The following is a 23,376-nucleotide window of genomic DNA, read 5'->3' as shown; positions in this document are numbered from 1 at the left end:
ATGAGCCAGACCCTGCTGATTACCGGTGCTTCCCGTGGCATTGGTGCGGCTACCGCCGTGCAAGCGGCCAGTGCCGGCTGGCAGGTGGCGGTGAATTACCGGCAGGATGAGGCGGCCGCGCAGCATGTGGTGGCGGCCATTCGCGCCCAGGGTGGCGAAGCGCAGGCGTTTCAGGCCGATGTGTCGGACGAGGCGCAGATCATCCAGCTGTTTGCCGCGGTTGCTACCCGCTTTGGCCGTATCGATGGCCTGGTCAACAATGCCGGAGCCACCGCGCCCATGGGGCGGCTGGACAGCTTCAGTGCCGAACGCATCCAGCACATGCTGCAGCTGAACGTGGCGGGGCCGATGCTGTGCTGCCGCGAGGCGGTGCGCCGCATGTCCACCCGTCATGGCGGGCGTGGCGGCATCATTGTCAATGTTTCTTCCGCTGCCTCCCGTTTGGGGAGTGCCGGCGAATATGTCGATTACGCTGCCAGCAAGGGGGCCATCGACACGCTCACGCTGGGTCTGGCACGCGAAGTGGCCAGCGAGGGCATCCGCGTCAATGCCGTGCGCCCCGGCCTGATCGCAACCGGCATCCACGCCCTCAGCGGCGAGCCGGGCCGGGTGGAGCGGCTGGCACCGGCGGTGCCCATGCAGCGTGGCGGCCAGCCGCAGGAAGTGGCTGCGGCCATTGTCTGGCTGCTATCCGATGCCGCCAGCTTCTGCACCGGCAGCATTCTGGATGTGTCCGGCGGACGTTGATGCGCTGAGCCTTGGTGAGTGCGCTGCCTTGCTGGCCTCAGGAAGCGGCTGTTGCTCCGCCAGGCTGGCACACCACCACGCGCGGAGCCGGCATGCCGTTGAAAGTGGTGACCAGATTCTGGGTATAGACCCCGCTGTGATAGAACCACAGCAAATCCCCCTCTTGCAGCGTATCCGGTAGCGGCATGGCTTCACTCAGCACATCACAGCTGTCACAGGTGGGGCCGGCCAGGATGGCCTGACCGCTGGGGCCGGCTGCGCCGCCATTCAGTTCCAGCGGGTAGTGAAAGCCATCCATCAATTCGTATAGTCCGCTGAACATGCCGGCATCGGCATATACCCAGCGCTTGCCATGCTTGTGCTGCACATTGATCACTTCACAGATGAACAGCCCGGCCGGGCCACTCATGTAGCGGCCAGGCTCCACCACGACTTCACAGTCGGCAGGAAGCTGCGCCAGCCGTGGCATGAGTGCCGCGCCGATGCTGGCGATGTCCGGTGCCTGCTTGTCATAAGTGATGGGAAAGCCGCCGCCCAGATTCAGCAGCCGCGGCCGGAAGCCTTGCTCGCGCAGCAAGGTCATCACCGGCCACACCGTATCGATGGCGCGCAGCCAGGCTGCCGGGTCGCGACACTGGCTGCCTACGTGAAAGTGCACGCCGCCGATGTCCACACCATGTAGCTGCGCTTGTGCCAGCAGCGCCGGCACTTCGGCAATGGCCAGGCCAAACTTGGTACCCAGCGGGTAGTCGCTGCTGTTGTTGTCCACTTCCAGGCGCAGGTACTGGGTGGCATCCGGCGCTTCGGCGGCAATTTTCAGGGTTTCTTCCACGCTGTCGCTGGCAAACCAGCGCACACCATGCTGGTAGGCGTAGCGAATGGCACGCCGTGCCTTGATCGGATTGGAGTACAGGATGCGTGCGGCATCCACGCCCAGTTCCAGCAGGCTATCCAGTTCTTGCTCCGAGGCAATTTCGAAATCGCTGCCCAACGCCAGCAGGGTGTGCAGAATGGCCGGATGCGGATTGGCCTTGACCGCATAGTGGATGCGGGCACGTGGCAGGGCTTGCTGCAAGGCCAGGTATTGCTGACGGACCAGTGCAGGGTCCAGCAGCCATAGCGGGCCGGTGTACGGTGTACTGGCCAGCGTCTGGCGGGCGGTGTGCTTCAACAACTGGTAGGCAGCTTGTGAACCGGGGTGGGCGGTCATGGGCAACTCCTGTTGACGGTGGAAAAGGGGGGCGGCGAACAAAACCGCAAGGCCGGCATGCACTGCCGCTTGCGGGGTGCTTGTCCTGGGTTTTACTGCGGGCTTTTGCCTCGAGAGGCTAACAAGAGCGTAGCCTCCCTGAGGCAGGGTGCATCGCCACAGGGTTTTATCAGCTGCTCCAGGCAGGTTTAGTAGCTCAGGCCGGGGATGGCGTAGTCGCGCAGGCGGTAATAGAACATGCCGGCCGCCTGCAGCGGCACGCGCAGCAGCTTGCCGCCGGGAAAGTCGGGGTTGGACAGGCGCATGAACTGCTGCAGCAGGTGGCTATCCCCCAGAATGGCATTGGCCAGTACCCGGCCTGCCGCGCAGGTGGGCACCACGCCGTGGCCGGAAAAACCTTGCGCCCAGTAGACATTGTCGCGGCAGCCGAAATCCGGAGTGCGCGGTACGGTAATGTCGATATGCCCGCCCCAGGTATGGGTGATGCGATAGGGGGCCAGTTGCGGAAATACCCGCAGCAGGTCGGCACGCATGCTGGCGGTGAGATTGGCCGGGGTGCGGCCGGAATAAGTGCATTTGCCACCGAACAGCAGGCTGCGGTCGGCACTCAGACGGAAATAGTCGAGGATGAACTGGTTGTCGGATACCGCCATATTGCTGGGCAGCAGCTGGCTTGCCACTTCTTCGGGCAACGGTTCGGTGGCGATCATATAGGTGCCTACCGGCATGATCTTGCGCTCCAGTGCCGGGTCCAGCTGGTCGACATAGGCATTGGTGGCCAGTACCAGTTTGCGGCAGCGTATCTTGCCCTGTGCCGTTTGCACCACGCAGCCATCGCCCTGGCTGGTGTAGGACAGGGCGCGGGTCTGTTCGAAGATGGCCACGCCTTTTTCTTCGGCGGCACGGGCCAGCCCCAGAATGTATTTGAGCGGATGGAAATGGCCGCCTTCATGGTCGATCAGTCCGGCCACATAGCGCTCTGAGCCAACATGCTGTGGCAGGTCCTTGCGTGGGACGAACTCCAGTGCCTGGTAGTCGTAATGGCGGGCAGCATGCTCCTGCCACTCGGATAACAGCCGGATGCGCTGCCACAGCACGGATGTCCACAGATGGCCCTGTGCCAGCTCGCAGTCGATCTGATGCCGGGCAATCTTGTGGCGAATGTCGGCAGCTGCGCCGCGTAGCAGTTGCCAGATTTCCCGGGCGGCTTCCAGCCCCAGCGCAGCTTCGATGGGCGGCATGTCGCAGGAAAAGCCCAGGATAAGCTGGCCGCCATTGCGTCCGCTGGCCGCCCAGCCGACCCGGCTGGCCTCGATCACCGCTACGTTGACGCCAGCATCCGCCAGATTGTGCGCGGTATAGAGGCCGGTATAGCCGGCGCCCACTACCAGTACATCGACATCCAGATCCTGTCGCAGGGGCGGGCGTTCGATTTGTTCGGCCTGGCTGGTGGCGGCATACCAGGTGGGCGGGTAATGTGCGCTGGATTCAAACATGGCGTCTCCTCTGTGGCCGTGCGGTGCGGGGCTTAGTTGCTGACGGTATAAGCCCACATCACCTGGGTTTCGACGGTGCCGGGGTTGCGATAACGGTGTGGCCGGCTGCTGTTGAAGCTGAAACTGTCGCCGGCTTGCAGGTGATGGCAGTGTTCGTCCACCCATAATTCCAGCTCGCCACACAGCACCATGCCGCCCTGATCGCCACCATGGGTCAAGGTCTGCGCGCCAGAGCTGGCTCCGGGCGCAAAGCGGCTGAGCATCAGTTGCAGCTCGCCGCCAAATCCGGGTGACAGCAGGGCATCGCTGACACCTTCGGCGTAGTGCAGTACCGGACGATGCGCCTGGCGCACCACCAGTCCGCGCTCGTGCTGCGGTGCCTGGCTGAAAAATACGCTGTAGGGGACGGCCAGTGCGCTGGCCAGCTTGTTCAGGTCCGACACGCTGGGCTGGCTCTTGCCGCGTTCCAGCTGTGACAGAAAGCCGATGGAGCGGCCGGTGGCGGTGCTGAGCTGTTGCAGCGACAGCTTGCGCAACTTGCGCAGCTGGCGGATTTGCTCACCCAGCCAGGCCGGATCGGGCTGGGTAGTGGGTGCAAGCTGGTCGGTATGGGCGTATGTCATGCCAGCTAGCATACGGGGAGAAGCGATTTTTAGTGAAAAAATAATGATAAATTTTCACGAAGAGAAAATTTGTGTTGTATTTTTTCAATTGCCGAGTGAGGGAAAGCGCAGTGCCGGGCATGACGCGGCAGAGGAAAGAGGCGTAATAGCCGTGCGGGGACATTACTTCAGGCTGCCTCAGCCGCCCGCCCGTTTTACCTGAAAGCCCAGCTTTTGCAGGGTGGTCATCACGGTCGCGACATGGTCGCCCTGGATTTCGATGATGCCATCCTTGACGGTGCCACCGCTGCCGCAGGCGTTTTTCAGTTGCTTGCCCAGTGCAGTCAAACCCGCCGCGTCGCGCAGCACGCCCTTGACCAGGGTGACGGTCTTGCCGCCACGACCCTTGTTTTCGCGGTTGACGCGCACGATGCCATCGCCGCTGGGCAGGGTGTCTTGCTGGCAGCTGCAGGCATCAACAGGCTGGCGGCAGTCCGGACACATGCGACCGTGCTCGGTGGAGTAAACCAGGCCGCCGGAGGAGGATTTCGATTTCATGATGGGTGTCGGTAAACAGGGCAGCCGGCAGTCTAGCGCCAAATGGGGAACAAAACGATATCTGCGCGGGTAGCACGGCAGGCACGAGCATTCAGAGCGGCTAACAAAACCACGTAGAGAAATCGGGCCAAGGCGCGCCGCCGCAGACAGTACCAAACGTACGGCAAGGCGGCACAAGGCAGGAGCGGGGGTGTCAGCGGGTCTAGTCAGGCAGGCGGGGCAAGGCCAAAAAAAATGCCAACCCGGTGAAGGGTTGGCCCGAGAGTAAAGCCGAGAAGAAACAACGGAACAAGAGACAATCCAGCACAAGCCGCTGGCTCGGGAGGGATTGTCGCCTTGTTATGTGACAGCGGCTTGACGTCTCGATGAAAAAACCGCGATGCCTAGCAGGCGTCCTCCGGGTACATGCCATTGAAACGCTGCAGTATCTGTTGCAGCTCATCGCGGCTGATATCCAGTTCCAGCATGGCGGTGAGGGTGATGAACAGGCCGCCGAACATGTCGGGAGCCATGTTCACCAGCTTGGCGTGGGCTTCTTCCACGCTGAGCGGACATTTGCTCGCCACCAGTTCGGCCACTGCCTGCAGCATCGGTGGGTGACGGGTGAGCTGCACTAGCGAGGAGTCGGCCTTGAGCCTGGGGTAGGGCGGCTGTGCCGAAACCGCTAGCGTGGCGTACAAGCGGATGTCGCGGCTGGACGCGCCGATACGGATTTCATATTGTCCGCTGTCCACTACCCAGGCCGCGTGTGCCGGGTCGTAATAGGCAAAATCCTCACGCTGCAGGGTGAACTGGACGCGGCGGCTTGCGCCAGCAGGTATATCCACCTTGGCAAACGCCCGCAAAGCCTGCAGCGGGCGGCCCAGTGCCGAGGGTGGCGGGGCGATGTACAACTGCACGATTTCCTTGCCGGCACGTGTGCCGACGTTGTGGATGTCCACGCCAAGATTCAGCGTGTCGTGTTCGTCGATTTGCCGGCTGGAGAGCTGCAGGTCGCGGTAGTCGAAGCGGGTGTAGCTCAGGCCAAAGCCGAAGGGAAACAGCGGTTGCAGCCGGCGTTTGTCGTAATAGCGGTAACCGACATACAGACCCTCGCTGTAATGGTGACGGCCGTTTTCGCCGGGGTAATGCAGGTAGGCCGGGGTTTCTTCCAGGCTGTTGGGCAGGGTGGTGGTGAGCTTGCCGCTGGGATTGTTGTGGCCGAACAGCGTGGCAGCGACGGCATGGCCCATGCCCTGGCCGGCAAAGAAGCATTCCAGTACCGCGGGCACCTGTTGCAGCCAGGGCATCAGTACCGCATCGCCATTGCACAGCACCACTACCAGCTTGGGCTGCACGGCGGCCAGCCGGCTGATCAGGCGTTGATGACTGGGCAGCAAGTCAAGCTGCTGGCGATCGCCGTTTTCACCATCCACCCCGATAGCCGTGCTGACAAATACCACCGCTACCTCGGCTGCTGCAGCCATGGCGCAGGCTTCCTGCAACGCGGTTTCGTCGTCGTGTTCATCATCCGGCGCGCCAACGGCGTAATCGACGCGTACTGCCGGGCCTGCCAGCCCCCGGATTTCATCCAGTGGGCAGTCCAGCTGCCAGGGCTGGGTGGTGGCGCAGCCCGAGCCCTGTATCACCGGCTGCAGTGCCGGTTTGCCGATGACCGCCAGCCGCTGCAACTGTTGTCCATCCAGCGGCAACAGCTGGTGATCGTTCTTCAGCAATACCAGAGATTCGGCGGCAATCTGCCGTGCCAGCTGGTGGTGGGCGGCAAAATCAGCCTCGGTGCCGGGGCGGCGGCCGGCATGCACCTTGGCGATCAGCTGCAGCATGTGCAGGCAGGCGTTGTCGAGTACCTCCTGCGGAATGCGGCCCTGTTCGATGGCAGCCAGCAGTTCGGCATTGTCCAGCGCGTTTTCCGGCATGGCCAGTTCATTGCCGGCCAGCAGCGAGGCCGGGCGGTCCTTGATGCCGTACCAGTCGGACATCACCAGCCCCTGATAGCCCCATTCCTCACGCAATACCCGGGTCAGCAGCCAGTGGTGCTGCGAGGTCTGTTCGCCGTTCAGCCGGTTGTAAGAGGACATCACCGTCCAGGGATTGGCCTTGGCAATGGCGCGCTGGAAACCGTACAGGTAGATTTCGCGCAGCGCCCGTTCCTCGACGATGGAGTCCATCTCGGTGCGCATGTATTCCGAGTTGTTGCAGGCGAAATGCTTGAGGCTGGCTCCCACGCCTTCCTGTTGCAGACCGTTGATCAGCGCTGCAGCCAGATCGCCGCTGAGCAGCGGGTCTTCCGAGTAGTATTCATAGCCACGCCCGGCCAGCGGCGTGCGGCGGATGTTGATGCCCGGCCCCAGCAGCAGGCCCACGCCCATGGACTGGCATTCAATCGCCAGCGCCCGGCCCATTTGTTCCACCAGTGCCACATCCCAGCTGCAGGCCAGGCTGGAGCCATTGGGAAAACAGGTGGCCGGGCGTGAGTGGCCAAACAGCGCTTCGGAACCGCCCTTGCCGTCGTCTGCCTGTTGGCCTGCGTCCTGCTGGATCACCGACAGGAAGTCGCTGATATTCCAGCTTTCCTGCTCGTCGATCTGGGCCGTGCTGTAGCGCACGCCATAGGTGCCATCGGTCATGACAAAGTCGCTGATGCCCAGCTGCGGCAGGCTGGCGCTGCGCCATAATCCATGCCCGCTCAGCAGCTTGACCTTGTCTTGCGGGCTCATGCTGGCGATCAGTTCTTGGTGATTGGCTGTCATTTCAGGACTCCTGTACCGGGGTGCCGGCGTGTTGCTTGCGTGCCTCGATCTGGCCCACCATGCGCAGATAGCTGTCTTCGTCCAGCTGGTAGAGCAGCATGAACAGCAGGGCGAGTACAAACATGGCGGCGGGGATCAGGGTCATCATCAGGGCGATCCAGTCTTGCGCCCGCGGCGTGATATGGGCGGCGTCGTAACCGGCATACTGCAGGATCAGCCCGGCCAGCCCGCCGGCAATGGCCATGGCCACCTTGGTGATGAAGTTGAAATAGCCGTAGATGGCACCCTCGGTACGCACATGGTGCTTCCATTCGGCGTATTCCACCGTGTCGGCCACCATGGCGTACATGCAGACGAAGATGCTGCCCATGGCAGCGCTGTATAGGCAGACGCAGGCCATGATGGCCAGTCGGCTGTCACCCGCCAGCCAGTACTGGTAGGCCAGTGCCAAGGCGCCGGCAGCCAGGGTGAGCAGGGTCAGTCTTTTTTTGCCGAAGCGGGCGATCAGTTGTTCCGAGGCGATGGTGCCGGCGACATTGGCTATGGTCTGGAGGGCGAAAAAGCTGGCGGTATAGGCTTCATCGCGCAGGACATAGTTGATGTAGTAAATGGCGGCGGCCATCCACACGCTGTAGGCGATATAGGTAAACACGGTGAACATGGACAGGTGGAACAAGGGCAGGTTGCCGGTGATAGCCTGCACCATCTGGCGCAGGCTGGGTGCTTCGTCCTTGTGCTGGTGGATGCGCTCCTTGGTCATGGCAAAGCAGGCATAGAACAGCAGGGTGGCCAGCACAGCGAACAGGGCAATGGTGAGCTGGTAGCCGGTGCGCGGATCGGCAAAGCGGCGAATCAGCTGGTCGGCATACACCGACACCACAAAGTAGCCCATGGTGGCAAACACCATGCGATAGACCGACAGCGAGGAGCGCGACATGGCGTGCTGGGTCAGCATATTGTTCATGGCCGAATAGGGGGTGTTCACCGTGGTGTAGGCCAGGCAGTACACGGTGTAGCTGACCAGGGCATAGGCAAACTTGTAACTGGTGTCCGGGGTGCTGAAGCACAGTACGGTCAGTACACCCAGTGGCAGCGCACCATACAAGAGATAGGGCCGCAGCTTGCCGTGGCGGCTGTGGGTCTTGTCGATGGCGTAGCCCAGCAGGATGTTGAACAGCGCGTCGATGATGCGGGCGATCAGGAAGATCAGGCTGGCTTCGCCAGCACTCAGGCCAAAGATATTGGTATAGAAAAACAGCAGGAACAGCGACACGGCACCAAACGACAGATTGGACGCCATGTCGCCCAGTCCATAGGCTACTTTTTCACGCAGGCCCAGTTTGACATCGGCGGCGGACAGGGCAGGGGCAGACATGTGGTGGTTCTCCAGAGTAAGCCGGGCTTGGCGCAAGCTTGCCTGCCACGGCGGGAATGGGCTCTACCATAGCAGCGCTGCCATGCGGTGCTCTGGCCATTCCGTTCTGGAAATTTCCGTTTTTTTAAGATGCCGTTTCCATGTGCCGGGCAAAAAAATGCCAACCCACAAAGGAGTTGGCCCGAGAGAGAGAAACGGTTTACCGGCCAGCAGATCTGGGCTGCTGGTCCGGCTATGGCTTACTGTGCCAGCGGTTTTTTCAGCACGCGCAGCATCACGGCGGTCAGCACCGTACCCACCACCAGTGCCACCAGGTAGGATCCCAGATTGGTCACCGCATTGGGGATGGGCAGCACGAACACGCCACCGTGCGGTACTTTCAGTTCCACGCCCATGGCCATGGAGATGGCACCGGTCACCGCCGAGCCTACCATCAGCGACGGAATCACCCGTAGCGGATCACGGGCGGCAAAGGGAATCGCCCCTTCGCTGATGAAGGAAATACCCAGCACGCCAGCGGCCTTGCCGGCTTCACGTTCGTCGGCGGTAAAGCGGTCGGCAAACAGCTTGGTGGCCAGGGCAATACCCAGCGGCGGGGTCATGCCGGCTGCCATCACGGCGGCCATCGGGGTGTAGACCTGGCTGGCGATCAGGCCGGTGGCAAAGGCGTAGGCTGCCTTGTTCACCGGGCCGCCCATGTCAAAGGCCATCATCGCGCCCAGAATGGCACCCAGCAGCAGGGCACTGCTGCCCTGCATGCTCTTGAGTGCTTCGGTCAGCATCGCCAGCAGGGCGGCTACCGGCGTACCGATGACGTAGATCATCAGCAGGCCCACCAGCAGGGAGCCCAGCACCGGCAGGATCAGTACCGGCTTCAGGCCGTCCAGATTACGTCCCAGCTGGATTTTCTTGTTCAGCCAGTCAGTGCCGTAACCGGCGATGAAACCGGCGGCAATACCACCGAGAAAGCCGGAGCCCAGGCTGGCGGCCAGCATGCCGCCCACCATGCCGGGGGCAATGCCCGGACGGTTGGCGATGGAGTAGGAGATATAACCAGCCAGAATCGGCACCATCAGCGCAAACGCCGACTTGGCACCAATCTGGAACAAGGCCCAGGCCAGCGTGCCCTTGTGGGCATCGTCGAAGGCGTAAATGCCGCCCAGCGCAAAAGCCAGCGCAATCATGATGCCGCCAGCAGTGACGAAGGGCAGCATGAAGGACACGCCAGTCATCAGATGCTTGTAGGGCCCGCTGCGCTGTTCGCTTTGGCTGGCTGTTGCTGCCGTGGCCGCCGCAGTACTGCCGGCGGCCTGGCTGGTCGCGTGCGGCTGGGCTTCGGCAATGGCGCGACGCACCAGGTTTTCGCCATCGTTGATGGCCGGCTTGGTGCCGCTGGAGTACAAGCGTTTGCCAACAAAACGCGCCAGATCGACCTGGGTGTCCGCCGCGATGATCACCACATCGGCCAGACGGATTTCATCGGCAGTCAGGGTGTCCTGTGCGCCGACCGAACCCTGGGTTTCCACGCGGATGCTGTGGCCCAGCTTTTGTGCTGCCTGGCTCAGGCCTTCGGCGGCCATGAAGGTGTGGGCGATGCCGGTGGGGCAGGAGGTAATGCCGACAATGCGCAGCGCGCTGCTGGCGGTCTGGGCGTTCAGGCTGGCCTTGAGCTGGCCTTCAGCATCGGCCAGTACGGCTTCCAGTGAGCTGAGCAGGGTGTGGCTGTTGGCAAAGCGCACGTCTTGCGCGGCTGCTTCACCCAGCAGCAGCACCGCATCGGCACTGGCGATGGCGCTGGCGCTCAGCGGCTGTTGCACGCCCTGTGCGGTATGAATTTCCACATCGATCTTGTGTTTCAGCTTGCTTGCCGCCTGACGCAAGGCTTCACCAGCCAACATGGCCTGGGTGCTGCGGTCTGGGGCTGCAATTACTGCCAGCAGGTTTGCCATTGTCTTTCTCCTAGTTTTGTCTGCCTGTTGTTGTTGCTTTGCTGATGATCTGCCGCGTGGCGGGGTGGGTGAGCGTTGCCCGCCCGCAGCATGATGGTTTATTGCAGTAACTGGACATCCACTTGCTGCGCCAAGCCTTCCACCTCGCTGCGAGCCGGCAGGTGCGGGCCGATACGCGCCAGCTTGGCGGTGGCAAAGGCCACGGCCAGCCGCGCACGGTCTTCACCGGCCAGGCGCTGGTGGCGTGCGGCACTGAGGCCGGCTACCAAGGCATCGCCAGCACCGACGGTGCTGAGCGGGTTCTGTACCGGCAGCCGTGCCAGCAGGGCGGGGCCATCGTCCAGCACAAACAGCGCGCCTTCCTCGCCGAGCGACACCACCACCTCGGCCACGCCGGCCTGTTGCAACTGGCGGGCGCAGGCCAGGACATCGTCCAGGGTGGGCAGGGGGCGTCCCGCCCATTGCTCCAGTTCGTGGCGATTGGGCTTGATGCAGTCCGGCAGGCTGGCGCGGGGCGCGGCCAGTGCGCTGGCCAGTGCCGGGCCGCTGCTGTCCAGCAGCACATGCGCGCCCCATTGGCGCAGCTTGCCGATCAGCACCGGCAGGCGCTCCGGCTCCAGCCCTTGCGGCAGGCTGCCGGCCAGCACGATCTGGCTGCCGGGGTTGATGTCTGCCGCCAGCAGGGTGAGCAGGCGTTCCCACTGGGCTTCGCCCACCGTCAGGCCGGGCAGGTTGATGTCGGTGGTGCTGGCATTGGCCAGATCAGACAGCTTGATGTTGACGCGGGTATCGCCCGCCACGCGGATAAAGCGGTCGGCAATGCCCTTGTCCTTGAACAGGGCTTCGAAAGCCTCGCTGTTATTGCGGCCGAGCAGGCCGGTGGCCAGCACCGGCAAGCCCCAGTCGGCCAGGCAGCTGGCAACGTTGACGCCCTTGCCGCCGGCATTGCTGCTGCTGGACAGCGCCAGGTTGACTGCACCGGGCTGAAAATTCTGCACGCACACGGTCTGGTCGATGGCCGGATTCAGGGTGATGGTGATCAGCGGGCTATTCATGACAGCAGGCTCTGCAGGGCGCGGACTTCTTCGGCGCTATCGCAATCCAGTGCCTGCTGCGCCAGTGCGGCCAGCTTGGCAAAGTCGCTGCCGCGCAGGCGGGCCTTGACGCTGGCGACGTCGCGCGGACTCATCGACAGTTCGTTGACACCCAGGCCGGTGAGCAGGGCGGCACCGAAGGGGTCGCCGGCAATGCCGCCGCACACACCCACCCAGCGGCCATGCAGGGCTGCACCCTGTACGGTCTGGTGGATCAGGCGCAGCACGGCCGGGTGCAGGCTGTCGGCTTCTGCCGCCAGTTCCGGATGCTGGCGGTCGATGGCCAGAGCGTACTGGGTGAGGTCGTTGGTGCCGATGGAGAAAAAGTCCACATGCTCAGCCAGCTTGTCGGCCAGGGTGGCGGCGGCAGGCACTTCCACCATGATGCCGATCGGTACCACCGGCGCATCCAGCTCGCGGCGGATGCCTTCACACAGGCCCTTCAGGCGGGTGATTTCCTTGAGTGAGGTAATCATCGGGAACATGATGGACAGCGGCTGACCACCACGGGCGGCGCGGTACAGTGCGCGCAGTTGTGGTTCCAGCAGGTCGCGGCGGCGCAGCAGCAGGCGGGCGCCACGCATGCCGAGGAAGGGGTTTTCCTCATGCGGCAGGTTCAGATAGGGCACTTGCTTGTCGCCGCCGATATCCAGCGTACGCACGATCAGCGGGCGGCCTTCCAGTGCCTGCAGCATGCCCTGATAGGTAGCCAGTTGTTCTGCTTCATCCGGGCTGTCGTCACGTTCCAGGAACAGGAATTCGGTACGCATCAGGCCCACGCCTTCGGCGCCGGAGGCAATGGCCGCAGCCACCTGGTCCGGACGGTTGACGTTGGCGGCCACTTCCACGCGGTGGCCGTCGCGGGTTTCTGCCGGCAGGCTGCGCTGTTCTTCCTCACGTGCCTTGCGTTCGTTTTGCAGTGCCATCCACTCGCGGGCGGATTTGAGGTCGAGTTCGCTCGGGCTCAGGTAGAGCCGGCCGCTCTGGCCATCCAGAATGGCGGCGGTGCCATTGGCGACGCCAAGCAGGCCGGGGCCACCAGCTACCAGTGCCGGCAGGCCCAGCGTGCGCGCCAGAATGGCGGTGTGCGAAGTGGGGCCGCCCTGGGCGGTGGCCAGACCAATCACCTTGTTGGTATCCAGCCCGGCGGTATCGGACGGCGATAAATCGCTAGCCAGCAGAATGCAGTTGTCCGGCAGCTCGGCCAGGGTGGTGGCCTGCAGGCTGGGGTCAATCTTGCCCAGCACGCGGCGGCCTACATCGCGCAGGTCGGCCGCACGGGCGGCCAGCAGCTGGTTGCCCAGCGCAGCCAGCCGGTCGGCCAGCCGTTCCACCGCCTGATGCCAGGACCAGGCCACGCCGTGGCCTTCCACCATCAGCTGGCAGGACAGGGTGATCAGGTCGGTATCGCTCAGCAGCTCGGCCTGCGCCTTGAAAATGGCGGCTTCGGCATTACCCAGGCGCTGGGCGGTGTCTTCGGCCAGCTTGGCCAGTTCGGCGCGGGTTTCCGCCAGTGCGACATGCAGCTTGTCACCGGCTTCGGCCAGGGCCAGCGGGTGATCGGGAATGGCCGGCAGGCCGTGGGTCAGCACATGTACCTGCCCAATCGCCAGACCGGGGCTGGCGCTGATGCCGGCCACTTCCAGCGGGTGGCCCGGCGGCTGCCAGTTGTGTTCGCTGCGCTGGGCCTGGGCTTTTTGTGCGGCCAGTGCAGCGTCGGTCTGTTCCTGGGCGGTCAGGCGGCTCATCATGCCTTGCAGGGCTTGCAGCAGGGCGCTGGCATCGTTGCCTTCGGCCGATACCACCAGGCGGTCGCCACGTTGCAGGCCAAGTTGCAGCAGGGAAATCATGTTCTTGCCATCGGCCACATGGTGGCCATGGCGCACTTGCACTTGTGCGGCGTACTGACGGGCGGTTTCCACCCAGGCGGTGGCCGGACGGGCGTGCAGGCCGTTGGGGTAGTCCACCACCCATTCAAATTTTTCTGCCAGATCGCCCGCCGGTTCGGCAGGGGCCGCCGGTGCCGCTGCGCTGTCAGACAGGGCGGCGATCAGCTCTTGCGGATCGCTGGTGGCAAACAGCTGCTGCAGGCGGGTTTCGTCCTGCAGCAGGCGGGTAAGACGACGCAGCAGCTGGATGTGTTCGTCCGACTGGGCGGCAATGGCAAACAGCAGGTGGGTGACCTGACCCGGGTTCCACTCCAGCCCCTGCGGAATCTGCAGGATGGCGATGCCGGTACGCTTGATCAGGTGGCGGTCTTCCACCATACCGTGCGGAATGGACACGCCATGCCCCAGGAAGGTGTTGGCCACGGCTTCACGCGCCAGCAGGCTGTCGATATAGGCGGCATCGATACAGCCGGCGCGGGCCAGCAGCTGGCCGGCCTGGCGGATGGCGTCTTCCTTGCTGGCAGGTGCCGTGGCAAGGCAAATCAGTTCCGGATGGATCAGGTCGTGCGACATCGGGAGTGGTCTCCTGGTACTGTTATTTTGCTGCATTGCACCCAAAAAGGGGCGGTGCTGGCTATTGTCTGGTGTTGCGTTGATGGCATTGAAATCGATTACACAACACCTGTCAATATTGATCGTAGATCATCTTGATCAAACAACATCTGACTTGCTAATGATCCTTGTAATTAAAGGCTTGCAAAGCTTTTTGACTTGATGCAGGATCACGACAATCTGACTGAAAACGATTGCAAAATGACCGTACGCATCAAGGATGTTGCCCTGGCCGCAGGTGTTTCGGTAGCCACGGTGTCACGTGCGCTGGGCGATGGCCCGGTCAGCGATGAACTGCGCAAGAAGGTGGAAGCCGCCGTGGCCGCCACCGGCTATCTGCCCAATCTGTCGGCGCGACGGCTGCGCTCGCAGCACAGCCACACCATCGGGCTGATTGTGTCGGACATCCGCAACCCCTTCTTTACCGCGGTCAGCCGTGCCGTGGAAGACGCGGCCTACGCGGTGGGCATGCGCGTCATCCTGTGCAATACCGACGAGAACCCGCAAAAAGAAGCCATGTATCTGCGGCTGATGCAGGAGGAGCGGGTAACCGGGGTGATTTTTGCCCCCACCCGTGCCACGGCGCAGAAGCTGGACCCGCAGCAACTGGGCTTTCCGGTAGTGCTGATCGATCGCGCCGCCCCACCCGGACAGGCGGATGCCGTGGTGCTGGACAATGCCGAGGCGGCCAGCCTGCTGGTGGAGCATCTGCTGGCGCAGGGCTATCAGCGTATTGGTGGTTTGTTTGGCAATACCAGTACCACCGGGGCCGAGCGCCATGCCGGGGTGCTGGCAGCCATGCAGCGGCATGGTTTGCAGGCCGAAGCGCGCTTTATTGCCCCCACGCCGGAGGCCGCCGAGCAGGCCATGCGCGCCTGGCTGGCCGAGCCTGCCGTGCCGCAGGCGCTGATCGCCAGCAATGGCCTGGTGCTGCTGGGCATGTTGCGCGGCGCCCGTGCCGCTGGCATTGCCATTCCGCAACAGCTGGCGCTGGCCGGTTTTGACAATGACAACTGGACCGAGCTGGCCGGCCCCGGCCTGACGGTAATCGAGCAGCCGGTGTACGACATCGGCCGCACCGCCATGAAAATGCTGCTGGAACGGCTGGAAGACCCGGCACGCAGCGCACGCAAGGTGGTGCTGTCCGGGCGGCTGATTGCCCGTGGTTCGACCGCGTACACCATGGCGGCGGATGCCGGGCAGGATGGTGCGCCGCGCTGATTGCAGGCCGCATCTACCGCCACGGAGGACGTCGGGAGACGTCCTTTTTTCTTGCCGTCACCGGCTGCCGGCTTGAACGGCTTGCCGTTCTGTTGCGGCAAAATGCTGTTCCAGCCCATCGAGCAACAGTCGGGTCTTGGTGGGCAGCAAGCTGCGATTGGGCACCAGCGCATAGGTTTTCAGCGGGGGCAGTGTCCAGTCGGTGAGGATGCGTTGCAGCTGTCCGGCCGCCAGCGCCGTAGCGGAAAAATTGCAGGACACCAGGCACACCCCGCGTCCGGCAATGGCGGCTTGCAATCGCAGCCCGGCATTGGCTGTTTGCAGGTGCAAGTCCTGTTGCAGTGCGTACTGCCTGCCATCGGCATGTTGCAAGCGCCAGGGCAGGGCGCTGGCCGCGCCCAGCAGCGGCCAGGCCTCCAGTGCTGATGGATGTTGCGGCTGACCGCGTTCAGCCAGCAAGGACGGTGCCGCAAACAGGCCCTGCTGCAGGGTGTACAAGCGCTTGCCCAGTTGACTTGAGTCGGGCAAGGGCTGGCTGGTCATGACAAAGCTCAGGTCATGTCCGCTGCTCAGTGGGTCGGTCTGATTGCTGATGACGTCCACCTCGATATGCAGGCCCGGATGTGCCTGCATGATGTCGCACAGCACCGGACTCAGATGCAGGCTGGCGAATTCGTATGGCGCGGCAATGCGCAGCGTGCCGCTGAGTGGTGCTTCGGTCTGGCCTTGCAAGTGGTCGGCTACATCTTCCAGCCTGGCAAACAAGGGGCTGATTTCTGCCAGCAAACGAAAGCCAGCTTCAGTCAGGCGCAGACGGCGGGTGCTGCGTTCCAGCAAACGGCTACCCAGCTTTTGTTCCAGGCGGGCCAGACTGGTGCTGACTGTCGATTTCGGCAGTTGCAGTCGTTCGGCCGCCCGGCTGAAGCTGCCCAGCTGCGCCACGCAATTAAACAGATACCAGTCATTCCAGTCGTTTGTACGTGACATTGAATAATCATTTCAATTTAGACGGTTTATTCAAAATACCATGGTCTTTATAGTCAGCGTGATCCATCCCAGCTCAAAGCGCCTAGCCGAATGAATGCCTATCCCGTGTTATTGCAAGCCCACCCCGAGTGCCGCCCCTGGCAGGTGAGATTGTTCGGCCTGACGCTGGGTCTGGTCACCGGGGCTGACTTTGTCGCGGTCAGCATGATGGGGGTGGCCGGCGCTGCCATTCAGGGCGGGGTGGCTGCCGCGCCGCAGGAGTATCTGTGGGCGCTGACCAGCTTTGCCGTGGGGGCAGTGCTGGTCAATCTGCTGCTGGGGCGCTTTGCCACGCTGATCAGCTATCGCCGCTACACCCAGTGGGCTTTGCTGCTGTTCATGGCCGGCAGTGTGGGCTGTGCCCTGGCCGAGGACATCACCAGTCTGGCGCTGGCGCGGCTGTTGCAGGGTTTGGGCGGCGGCGGGCTGTTTACCGCCTCACGCATTCTGCTGCAGTTGGTGGCGCAGCCGAAGGAACGCAAGCCGTTGATGTATGGCTTTTTGTTAGGCCTGTTTTCCCTGTCCGGTATATCGCCGTGGTTGTCAGCCCTGTTAGTGGAGGACTGGGGCTGGCAGGCCATTTTCTGGTTGCAGGCGGCGTTTGTGCCGGTATTACTGTTGCTGGTGCAGCTGAGCTATCCGCGCCATGCCGGTGCGCCCACCCGTGCCCAGGCTGGCGAGCTGGATTGGGTGGCGGTGGCGGCCGTGGGGCTGGGTGCTTTGCTGGTGCTGCATACGCTGGAGGATTTGCGCTTTTTGCGCTTTGCGGCCCGCCCCGGCATGTGGCTGGCCTTGCTGGGTGGTGCACTGTTGCTGGGGCTGGCCTGGCGGCGCAGTCACACCCATCCCGATCCCTGGTTGCAACTGCATGCGCTATTGCGCCGCCGCTATCTGATGGGGCTGGCTTTCTATGTCCTGTATTACCTGTGCAATGGTATCTGGTCCTACCTTTTGTCTAGCTTGCTGCAGCGCGGGCTGGGCTTTGATTTTGTCACTACCGGCTGGGCCATGAGCATGGGCAGCATGGTGACGGTAGCGATGGCGCTGGCCTATCTGTATGCCAGCCGCTGGCTGACGCGGCGTCACCATGTGCTGGCCATCGGCTTTGCCTTGCTGGCGTTGTGTTGTCTGTGGCTGGCCGGAGCGGCCATGCCGGGGGCGGCGCTGGCCAGCTTGTTGCCGGCGATTCTGCTGCATGGGCTGGTGCCGGTATTGTCGGTCTTGCAGATTGCGGCCATGACGTATGCCGAGGTGCAGGTCGAAGACTTCGCCCATGCCTATCAACTGAAAAACATCATGCGTGAACTGGCTGGTGCGCTGGGAACCGGCCTGGCTACGCTGCAGCTGCAAGCTGGCGAGGCGGAGGCGCGGCTGGCGCTGCTGGGCCGACTGGATGGGGTGACGCTGCGGCAGTGGGGGGAAGGGGTGGATGCGGCGAGTCTGGCGCGTCTATCCGCGCAAGTCACCCAGCAGACGGTGTTGATTGCCTGTGACCATGCCTTGCTGTCGTTGGCGGCACTGGCCGGCCTGGCCCTGTTGTTGTCGCTGTGGCAGCGCGATTTGCGTTGAGAGCGCAGGCAATAAAAAACCCGGCATGGCCGGGTTTGGTAGGGTGGCATCGTTCAGGGACGCAGCGGCCCGGTCAGGCGGGTGAGGGTGTCATCCTTGACGAAGTGGTGATGCCATACCGCGGCAGCGGCATGGAAGATGGCCAGCCACAGCAGCAGATTGCCCAGCGCTTCGTGAATGTCCTTGAGGTTGTGGGCGGTTTCCTTGCCGATGTTGAACAAGACCGGCAGCGTGCTGCCCAGCAACACCACATCCTTGCCATTGCCCTGCACGATGGCAATGCCCAGCAGCGGCAGGGCGATCATCAGGCCATACAACAGCCAGTGCGCAGCATGCGCCAGCAGCATGGCAGCCGGTTGCGGCGCCGGGGTGATGTCCGGCATCCGGTTGGCCAGTCGCCACAACAGGCGCGGCAGCACCAGCAGCAAGACGATGACGCCAGCCTGGAAATGGCCGGATTTCAGCAAGTCACGCAGTGGACTGCCCTTGGGCGCGATGTCCTTGAATTCGATAAAGGCCAGCGCCGCGATGACTGCCAGTGCGCCCAGCCAGTGAAAGGCACGGGCCAGACGGCCGTAACTGTGTTGTGAATTTTTCAGCATGATGGTCCCTTCCGCGTCGGGAATGTCCGGTTTGATCTGGCCGCATCATAGCCAGAGAGTATTAAACCAGACTTAATCTTGCGCCGTGCTCTTGTCATGGTGCAAGGCAGCGCGAATGACGCCACATTTGTCAGCCGGCTGCCAGCCTGCCGGTTTCAGTACCTTGCCATCGGCACGCCGTCGCACTTGACCAGCTACCTGCTTGCGCAGATTGGCCTGATGAATGGCCTCGGTCATGGCTTCCAGCGGCATGCCTTGCGACAGCAGCAGGCCGGTCAGCACATTCAGTACATCCACACCTTCGGCAGTCAGCTCCGCCATGCGGCGCACTTTTTCGACGGGGTCGCAGTTTTCCAGTTGCTTGAATTCTTGTAGCGCATGCAGGAGTTCGGCCATCTCTTCTTGCAGCATGTTTTCCCACATGGGTAGCGCGTCTGGATAAAGCCCGGGGTGCTGGGGTACGGGTAGGTCAAAGCGCTGCATGAAATCACGGCGCAAGTGATAGAGGTTTGTCATTATGTGGTGATGTTATTTGATTGTATTGCCAGATATTGTGGTTTTATCTGGCAGTGCTTGGCAAGAAGATTATGCTGTGTAAATGAAAAACGCCCGCTATTGCGGGCGTGATGATGGGTGGAGCAATGACCGGTATCAGGCAGTCAGGGTGGCCAGCACCTCGAAATAGTCCGGGAACGTCTTGGCCACGCACTTGGGGTCATTGATGACCACCGGCACCCCCAGCAGGGAAACCAGCGAGAAACACATGGCCATGCGGTGATCGTCGTAGGTGTCGATCTCGGCATCGGCCAGCAGCTGTTCGGGCGGGGTGATGCGGATGTAGTCCTGGCCTTCCTCCACGGTGGCACCAACCTTGCGCAGTTCGGTGGCCATGGCCGACAGGCGGTCGGTTTCCTTGACGCGCCAGCTTTCGATATTGCGCAGGGTGGTGGTGCCGTCGGCTGCCAGGGCAGCCACGGCAATGGTCATGGCGGCATCCGGGATGTGGTTCAGGTCCACATCAATCGCCTTGAGCTTGCCGCTGGCAGAGGCTTCGATCCAGTTGTCCCCCATGGTGATGGCCACACCCATCTGGCGCAGGGTGTCGGCAAATTTCACATCGCCCTGAATGCTGTTGTTGCCCACGCCCTCCACCCGTACCGGACCACCAGCCAGTGCGCCGGCGGCGAGGAAATAAGAGGCGCTGGAGGCATCGCCTTCAACATGGACTTCGCCTGGCGAAATATAGTGCTGGCCACCCGGAATGACGAAACGCTGCCAGCCCTGTCGCTCTACCTGTACGCCGAAACGTGCCATCAGGTTGAGCGTTATCTCTATATAGGGTTTGGAAATCAGCTCGCCGACCACTTCAATGGTGACGGTTTCACCGGTCAGTGGCAGCGCCATCAGCAAGGCAGTCAGGAACTGGCTGGAGACATTGCCCTTGACCGGAATCACCTCGCCAGCGCGCAAGCTGGCCGGGCCGATGGCCAGTGGCGGGTAGCCCGGATTGCCCCGGTAACTGATCTCTGCGCCGGCCGCACGCAAGGCATCCACCAGATCGCCAATCGGCCGCTCATGCATGCGCGCCACGCCAGACAACTGGTAATGACCCTGCATCAGCGCCAATGCAGCGGTCAGTGGGCGAAAAGCGGTGCCGGCATTGCCCAGGAACAGGTCGGCGCTCTTGACCGGAAACTCGCCACCCACGCCTTGTACCCGGAAGTCACGGCTATTGCCCAGCTGTTCAACGCTTACGCCTAGCAGGCCCAGTGCGGCCAGCATGTGACGGATGTCATCCGAATCCAGCAGGTCGCGTACCAGCGTGGTGCCGCTGGACAGCGCAGCCAGCAGCAGGGTGCGATTGGAAATGCTTTTGGAACCGGGCAGCTTGATGGTGCCGGCAAGGTGCGGAGTCGGAGTAAGGCGGAGCTGTTCCATGGCGTTGCGTCGAGTCTCTGTAGGTGTCGTGAATTGTCCGGGTATTGTCATCACGCGGGCACAGCCTGCGGCAGGCAGGGCTGGCGGGCGTTGCGGCCTATCACTGTAAAGGCCAGCGGGGTAACGTGCAAACTACAATATTGTCGTCTTGCCGCTTTGTTTGCTGCGTTGCGCCAGAAAATCCCGCCAAAGCCGTTCCTGCCGTTCAGCGGCTGCGTTAAAATCAACGGTTTGGCGACGGATCAGCCCGTCGTCGTGTGCTACAGGATGCAAGTCAAGCCCATGTCAGTTCCCGTTATCACCATCGACGGCCCTTCCGCTTCCGGCAAGGGTACTGTCGCCGCCATCGTTGCCCAGCGCCTGGGTTTTCATTATCTCGACTCTGGCTCACTCTACCGCCTGCTCGCCTTGCATGCGCGCAAGCTGGACGTGGCATGGGATGCCGAACTGCCGCTGGCCGCACTGGCGACTACCTTGCCGGCGGCTTTCGAGCAGGGGCGGGTGTGGCTGGATGGCAACGATGTCAGTGAAGACATCCGGGCGGAAGAAATCGGTATTGGCGCATCGAAAGTGGCAGCTCTGCCCGCAGTGCGTGCCGCGCTTTTGCAGCGACAGCGTGATTTTGCCGTGCTTCCAGGCCTGGTGACCGATGGCCGCGACATGGGTTCGGTGGTGTTTCCGCAGGCTGCGACCAAGATTTTTTTGACCGCCAGTGCCGATGAACGTGCAGCGCGCCGCCATAAGCAGTTGATCGGCAAGGGGGAATCTGCTAACCTCCCACGGATTCTGCAGGACATTATCGATCGGGACACGCGCGATGCGGCCCGGGCGGTAGCGCCGCTGCGCCAAGAGCCGGACGCCTTTCTGCTCGACACCACGGAGCTCACCATCGACCAGGCGGTCGAAACGGTACTCCGCTGCTTCGGGCAGTCCCAGGCCTCCGGCATATGATTTTTTAAGGGGCAATCCTTGCTGCACTGCAAGAGGCGCCCTGTGTTCAACCCTAACCCCGCACGCCGCAAGGTGTGCACCGAGAGTAAGCTTGATGACTACCCTCTCCATGGAAAACTTTGCCCAGCTGTTCGAAGAAAGCCTGACCCTTCACGACATGCGCGTGGGCGAGGTGATCACTGCTGAAGTCGTTGCAGTTGATTCCAACTTCGTAACTGTAAATGCCGGCCTGAAATCCGAATCCCTGATTCCGGCCGAAGAATTCAAGAACGACGAAGGCGTTGTTGAAGTTGCCATCGGCGACTTCGTGACTGTTGCCATCGACGCGCTGGAAAACGGCTTTGGCGAAACCAAGCTGTCCCGTGAAAAAGCCAAGCGTCTGGCTGCATGGGTTGAGCTGGAAGAAGCGCTGGAAACCGGCAAGATCCTGTCCGGCCTGATCTCTGGCAAGGTCAAGGGTGGCCTGACCGTTATGGTCAACGGCATCCGCGCCTTCCTGCCGGGTTCCCTGGTTGACGTACGCCCGGTGAAAGACACCACCCCGTACGAAAACAAGAACATCGAATTCAAGGTTATCAAGCTGGACCGCAAGCGTAACAACGTGGTTGTTTCGCGTCGTTCCGTTCTGGAAGAAACCCTGGGCGAAGAGCGCAAGGCTCTGCTGGAAACCCTGAAAGAGGGCGCCGTTATCAAGGGTATCGTCAAGAACATCACCGACTACGGTGCGTTTGTTGACCTGGGCGGCATCGACGGCCTGCTGCACATCACCGACCTGGCATGGCGTCGTGTGAAGCACCCGTCCGAAGTTCTGGCTGTTGGCGACGAAGTAGAAGCCAAGGTCCTGAAGTTCGACCAAGAGAAGAACCGTGTATCCCTGGGCCTGAAGCAACTGGGCGAAGATCCGTGGGTTGGTCTGTCCCGTCGCTACCCGGCCAGCACCCGTCTGTTCGGCAAGGTAACCAACCTGACCGACTACGGCGCATTTGTTGAAATCGAACAAGGCATCGAAGGTCTGGTACACGTGTCCGAAATGGACTGGACCAACAAGAACGTACACCCGTCCAAGGTAGTTCAGGTTGGTGACGAAGTTGAAGTCATGATCCTGGAAATCGACGAAGACCGTCGTCGTATCTCCCTGGGCATGAAGCAGTGCCTGGCTAACCCGTGGAACGAGTTTGCCGACAACTTCCACAAGGGTGACAAGCTGAAGGGCGCCATCAAGTCGATCACCGACTTCGGTGTGTTCGTTGGCCTGCCGGGCGGTATCGACGGCCTGGTTCACCTGTCCGACCTGTCCTGGAACGAAACCGGCGAAGATGCCGTGCGCAAGTTCAAGAAGGGTGACGAGGTTGAAGCCGTTGTTCTGTCCATCGACGTGGAAAAAGAACGCATCTCCCTGGGCATCAAGCAACTGGAAGGTGATCCGTTCAACAACTACGTTGCCATGAACGACAAGGGCGCTCTGGTCAAGGGTACCGTGAAGGCTGTTGATGCCAAGGGTGCAGTTATCTCCCTGGACATGGACGTTGAAGGCTACCTGCGTGCTTCCGAGCTGTCCCGCGACCGTGTGGAAGATGCCCGTACCCTGCTGAAGGATGGCGAAGAAGTGGAAGCCGTGATCATTGCCGTGGATCGCAAGTCCCGCAATATCAGCCTGTCCATCAAGGCCAAGGATGCTCAGGAAGACAGCACCGCCATGAAGAACCTGTCGGTTGACAGCGCTTCGGCTGGTACTACCAACCTGGGTGCTCTGTTGAAGGCCAAGCTGTCCGGCTCCAACGAGTAAT

At 62.1% G+C, this 23,376-nt stretch carries 18 protein-coding genes; 5 read left to right on the top strand and 13 right to left on the bottom strand.

Annotated elements, in window-relative coordinates; genetic code table 11:
* Positions 1-747 carry an SDR family oxidoreductase gene (locus EAY64_RS13040; RefSeq protein ID WP_103525182.1) on the top strand — a complete coding sequence of 249 codons (747 nt, stop codon included), beginning with the start codon at positions 1-3 and terminating at the stop codon, positions 745-747.
* A gap of 37 nt (positions 748-784) precedes the next feature.
* On the opposite strand, the gene EAY64_RS13035 is transcribed toward EAY64_RS13040, so the two are convergent.
* The 9 genes from EAY64_RS13035 to ptsP form a co-directional block, all read right to left on the bottom strand.
* Entirely contained in the window at positions 785-1,957 is a 1,173-nt protein-coding gene (locus tag EAY64_RS13035) for a type III PLP-dependent enzyme (protein ID WP_103525181.1), read from the bottom strand.
* Positions 1,958-2,145: 188 nt separating this feature from the next.
* On the bottom strand, positions 2,146-3,453 hold the full coding sequence (locus EAY64_RS13030) for an NAD(P)/FAD-dependent oxidoreductase (RefSeq protein WP_103525180.1): 1,308 nt from the start codon (positions 3,451-3,453) through the stop codon (positions 2,146-2,148).
* A gap of 32 nt (positions 3,454-3,485) precedes the next feature.
* The gene (locus EAY64_RS13025; protein WP_158604697.1) at positions 3,486-4,076 is read right to left on the bottom strand and encodes a helix-turn-helix domain-containing protein; all 591 of its coding nucleotides are present in this window, start codon (positions 4,074-4,076) and stop codon (positions 3,486-3,488) included.
* Between the two features lie 177 nt (positions 4,077-4,253).
* A complete protein-coding gene (locus EAY64_RS13020; protein WP_103525178.1) occupies positions 4,254-4,613 on the bottom strand; it encodes a translation initiation factor Sui1 in 360 nt (119 codons plus the stop codon).
* Between the two features lie 383 nt (positions 4,614-4,996).
* On the bottom strand, positions 4,997-7,363 hold the full coding sequence (locus tag EAY64_RS13015; protein ID WP_103525177.1) for a beta-glucosidase family protein: 2,367 nt from the start codon (positions 7,361-7,363) through the stop codon (positions 4,997-4,999).
* A gap of 1 nt (position 7,364) precedes the next feature.
* The gene (locus EAY64_RS13010) at positions 7,365-8,738 is read right to left on the bottom strand and encodes an MFS transporter (RefSeq protein ID WP_103525176.1); all 1,374 of its coding nucleotides are present in this window, start codon (positions 8,736-8,738) and stop codon (positions 7,365-7,367) included.
* 239 nt (positions 8,739-8,977) lie between these two features.
* Positions 8,978-10,687: a PTS fructose transporter subunit IIC gene (locus tag EAY64_RS13005; RefSeq protein WP_103525175.1), complete on the bottom strand. Its 1,710-nt coding sequence runs from the start codon at positions 10,685-10,687 to the stop codon at positions 8,978-8,980.
* A 98-nt stretch (positions 10,688-10,785) separates the two neighbouring features.
* Positions 10,786-11,742 carry a 1-phosphofructokinase gene (pfkB, locus tag EAY64_RS13000; RefSeq protein ID WP_103525174.1) on the bottom strand — a complete coding sequence of 319 codons (957 nt, stop codon included), beginning with the start codon at positions 11,740-11,742 and terminating at the stop codon, positions 10,786-10,788.
* Positions 11,739-14,243, bottom strand: coding sequence for a phosphoenolpyruvate--protein phosphotransferase (gene ptsP / locus EAY64_RS12995; protein WP_103525173.1), 2,505 nt, complete (start codon positions 14,241-14,243; stop codon positions 11,739-11,741). The genes pfkB and ptsP overlap by 4 nt, the downstream gene beginning before the upstream one ends.
* Positions 14,244-14,483: 240 nt before the next feature.
* Here ptsP and EAY64_RS12990 point away from each other — a divergent pair, with 240 nt between their 5' ends.
* Complete coding sequence (locus EAY64_RS12990; protein ID WP_103525213.1) at positions 14,484-15,503, top strand: LacI family DNA-binding transcriptional regulator; 1,020 nt, start codon at positions 14,484-14,486, stop codon at positions 15,501-15,503.
* Between the two features lie 57 nt (positions 15,504-15,560).
* On the opposite strand, the gene EAY64_RS12985 is transcribed toward EAY64_RS12990, so the two are convergent.
* Positions 15,561-16,490: a LysR family transcriptional regulator gene (locus EAY64_RS12985; protein WP_103525172.1), complete on the bottom strand. Its 930-nt coding sequence runs from the start codon at positions 16,488-16,490 to the stop codon at positions 15,561-15,563.
* Between the two features lie 90 nt (positions 16,491-16,580).
* On the opposite strand from EAY64_RS12985, the gene EAY64_RS12980 reads away from it, so the two are divergent.
* On the top strand, positions 16,581-18,098 hold the full coding sequence (locus EAY64_RS12980; protein WP_103525171.1) for an MFS transporter: 1,518 nt from the start codon (positions 16,581-16,583) through the stop codon (positions 18,096-18,098).
* A gap of 53 nt (positions 18,099-18,151) precedes the next feature.
* Here the strand turns inward: EAY64_RS12980 and EAY64_RS12975 are convergent, their stop codons facing one another.
* The 3 genes from EAY64_RS12975 to aroA form a co-directional block, all read right to left on the bottom strand.
* Positions 18,152-18,700: a cytochrome b gene (locus EAY64_RS12975; RefSeq protein ID WP_103525170.1), complete on the bottom strand. Its 549-nt coding sequence runs from the start codon at positions 18,698-18,700 to the stop codon at positions 18,152-18,154.
* Between the two features lie 72 nt (positions 18,701-18,772).
* Positions 18,773-19,216, bottom strand: coding sequence for a pyrophosphohydrolase domain-containing protein (locus tag EAY64_RS12970; RefSeq protein ID WP_103525169.1), 444 nt, complete (start codon positions 19,214-19,216; stop codon positions 18,773-18,775).
* A 135-nt stretch (positions 19,217-19,351) separates the two neighbouring features.
* A complete protein-coding gene (gene aroA / locus EAY64_RS12965) occupies positions 19,352-20,638 on the bottom strand; it encodes a 3-phosphoshikimate 1-carboxyvinyltransferase (protein ID WP_103525168.1) in 1,287 nt (428 codons plus the stop codon).
* Positions 20,639-20,920: 282 nt separating this feature from the next.
* Here aroA and cmk point away from each other — a divergent pair, with 282 nt between their 5' ends.
* Positions 20,921-21,589: a (d)CMP kinase gene (gene cmk / locus EAY64_RS12960; protein ID WP_103525167.1), complete on the top strand. Its 669-nt coding sequence runs from the start codon at positions 20,921-20,923 to the stop codon at positions 21,587-21,589.
* A gap of 94 nt (positions 21,590-21,683) precedes the next feature.
* Positions 21,684-23,375: a 30S ribosomal protein S1 gene (gene rpsA, locus EAY64_RS12955; RefSeq protein WP_103525166.1), complete on the top strand. Its 1,692-nt coding sequence runs from the start codon at positions 21,684-21,686 to the stop codon at positions 23,373-23,375.
* Position 23,376 lies beyond the last annotated feature (1 nt).

It is taken from the genome of Aquitalea palustris (genome assembly GCF_003693445.1).
Lineage (GTDB): Bacteria > Pseudomonadota > Gammaproteobacteria > Burkholderiales > Chromobacteriaceae > Aquitalea > Aquitalea palustris.
This window is presented reverse-complemented; position numbering and strand designations above follow the sequence as displayed.